This window comes from Vibrio sp. 10N.222.55.C6, assembly GCF_041473395.1.
Taxonomy (GTDB): Bacteria; Pseudomonadota; Gammaproteobacteria; order Enterobacterales; family Vibrionaceae; genus Vibrio; species Vibrio crassostreae_C.
Genome location: NZ_JBFRSD010000006.1, coordinates 1 through 2,983 on the forward strand (window position 1 = coordinate 1; position 2,983 = coordinate 2,983).

1 rRNA gene is annotated in these 2,983 nt (G+C 50.9%); it reads left to right on the forward strand.

Features of this window, described 5'->3' with window-relative positions:
- Window positions 1-55 precede the first annotated feature (55 nt).
- A 23S ribosomal RNA gene (locus AB4486_RS07615) occupies window positions 56-2,949 on the forward strand.
- Window positions 2,950-2,983: the final 34 nt, after the last annotated feature.

Below are 2,983 nucleotides of genomic sequence, written 5' to 3' on the forward strand. Positions count from 1 at the left end.
TTATTTGTCTTCACTTTTTAAAGTGAAAGCAAATAGAAACCCTTTCGGGTTGTATGGTTAAGTGACTAAGCGTACACGGTGGATGCCTTGGCAGTCAGAGGCGATGAAAGGCGTAATAACTTGCGATAAGCCCAGATTAGGTAGTAATAACCTTTTGAGTCTGGGATTCCTGAATGGGGAAACCCACTTACATAAGTAAGTATCCTGTTGTGAATACATAGCAACAGGAGGCAAACCGGGGGAACTGAAACATCTAAGTACCCCGAGGAAGAGAAATCAACCGAGATTCCGAAAGTAGCGGCGAGCGAAATTGGATTAGCCCTTAAGCTTTTAATGATGCAGGTGAAGAGTCTGGAAAGTCTCGCAGTAAAGGGTGATAGCCCCGTAACCGACACATCATAATCAGTGAAAACGAGTAGGGCGGGACACGTGATATCCTGTCTGAATATGGGGGGACCATCCTCCAAGGCTAAATACTACTGACTGACCGATAGTGAACCAGTACCGTGAGGGAAAGGCGAAAAGAACCCCTGTGAGGGGAGTGAAATAGAACCTGAAACCGTGTACGTACAAGCAGTAGGAGCACCTTCGTGGTGTGACTGCGTACCTTTTGTATAATGGGTCAGCGACTTAATTTTAGTAGCAAGGTTAACCGTTTAGGGGAGCCGTAGGGAAACCGAGTCTTAACTGGGCGTACAGTTGCTAGGATTAGACCCGAAACCAGGTGATCTAGCCATGGGCAGGTTGAAGGTTGAGTAACATCAACTGGAGGACCGAACCGACTAATGTTGAAAAATTAGCGGATGACTTGTGGCTAGGGGTGAAAGGCCAATCAAACCTGGAGATAGCTGGTTCTCCCCGAAAGCTATTTAGGTAGCGCCTCGGACGAATACTACTGGGGGTAGAGCACTGTTAAGGCTAGGGGGTCATCCCGACTTACCAACCCTTTGCAAACTCCGAATACCAGTAAGTACTATCCGGGAGACACACGGCGGGTGCTAACGTCCGTCGTGGAGAGGGAAACAACCCAGACCGCCAGCTAAGGTCCCAAAGTATAGCTAAGTGGGAAACGATGTGGGAAGGCTCAGACAGCCAGGATGTTGGCTTAGAAGCAGCCATCATTTAAAGAAAGCGTAATAGCTCACTGGTCGAGTCGGCCTGCGCGGAAGATGTAACGGGGCTAAGCTATACACCGAAGCTGCGGCTACGTACCTTAGGGTATGTGGGGTAGGGGAGCGTTCTGTAAGCCGTTGAAGGTGGTCTGTAAGGGCTGCTGGAGGTATCAGAAGTGCGAATGCTGACATGAGTAACGATAAAGGGAGTGAAAAACTCCCTCGCCGGAAGACCAAGGGTTCCTGTCCAACGTTAATCGGGGCAGGGTAAGTCGACTCCTAAGGCGAGGCCGAAAGGCGTAGTCGATGGGAAACGGGTTAATATTCCCGTACTTCTTACAATTGCGATGGGGGGACGGAGAAGGCTAGGTGGGCCTGGCGACGGTTGTCCAGGTTCAAGTACGTAGGCGGGTGGTTTAGGTAAATCCGGACCGCTACTAACGCTGAGATACGATGTCGAGCTACTACGGTAGTGAAGTCATTGATGCCATGCTTCCAGGAAAAGCCTCTAAGCTTCAGATTGTAAGGAATCGTACCCCAAACCGACACAGGTGGTCGGGTAGAGAATACCAAGGCGCTTGAGAGAACTCGGGTGAAGGAACTAGGCAAAATGGTACCGTAACTTCGGGAGAAGGTACGCTCTTATCAGTGAAGTCCCTTGCGGATGGAGCAGACGAGAGTCGCAGATACCAGGTGGCTGCAACTGTTTATTAAAAACACAGCACTGTGCAAAATCGTAAGATGACGTATACGGTGTGACGCCTGCCCGGTGCCGGAAGGTTAATTGATGGGGTTAGACTTCGGTCGAAGCTCTTGATCGAAGCCCCGGTAAACGGCGGCCGTAACTATAACGGTCCTAAGGTAGCGAAATTCCTTGTCGGGTAAGTTCCGACCTGCACGAATGGCGTAATGATGGCCACGCTGTCTCCACCCGAGACTCAGTGAAATTGAAATCGCTGTGAAGATGCAGTGTACCCGCGGCTAGACGGAAAGACCCCGTGAACCTTTACTACAGCTTGGCACTGAACATTGAACCTACATGTGTAGGATAGGTGGGAGACTATGAAACCGCGTCGCTAGATGTGGTGGAGTCGTCCTTGAAATACCACCCTTGTAGTTTTGATGTTCTAACGTTGGTCCCTGAATCGGGATTACGGACAGTGCCTGGTGGGTAGTTTGACTGGGGCGGTCTCCTCCCAAAGAGTAACGGAGGAGCACGAAGGTGGGCTAAACACGGTTGGACATCGTGTGGTTAGTGCAATGGCATAAGCCCGCTTGACTGCGAGAATGACAATTCGAGCAGGTGCGAAAGCAGGTCATAGTGATCCGGTGGTTCTGAATGGAAGGGCCATCGCTCAACGGATAAAAGGTACTCCGGGGATAACAGGCTGATACCGCCCAAGAGTTCATATCGACGGCGGTGTTTGGCACCTCGATGTCGGCTCATCACATCCTGGGGCTGAAGTCGGTCCCAAGGGTATGGCTGTTCGCCATTTAAAGTGGTACGCGAGCTGGGTTTAGAACGTCGTGAGACAGTTCGGTCCCTATCTGCCGTGGGCGTTGGAAAATTGAAAGGGGCTGCTCCTAGTACGAGAGGACCGGAGTGGACGAACCTCTGGTGTTCGGGTTGTCATGCCAATGGCATTGCCCGGTAGCTAAGTTCGGAATCGATAACCGCTGAAAGCATCTAAGCGGGAAGCGAGCCTTGAGATGAGTTTTCCCTGGCGCTATAAGCGTCCTAAAGGGTTGTCGTAGACTACGACGTTGATAGGCAGGGTGTGTAAGTGCTGCGAGGCATTGAGCTAACCTGTACTAATTGCCCGTGAGGCTTAACCATACAACACCCAAGGGGTTTTGTGGACTCAAAGAAA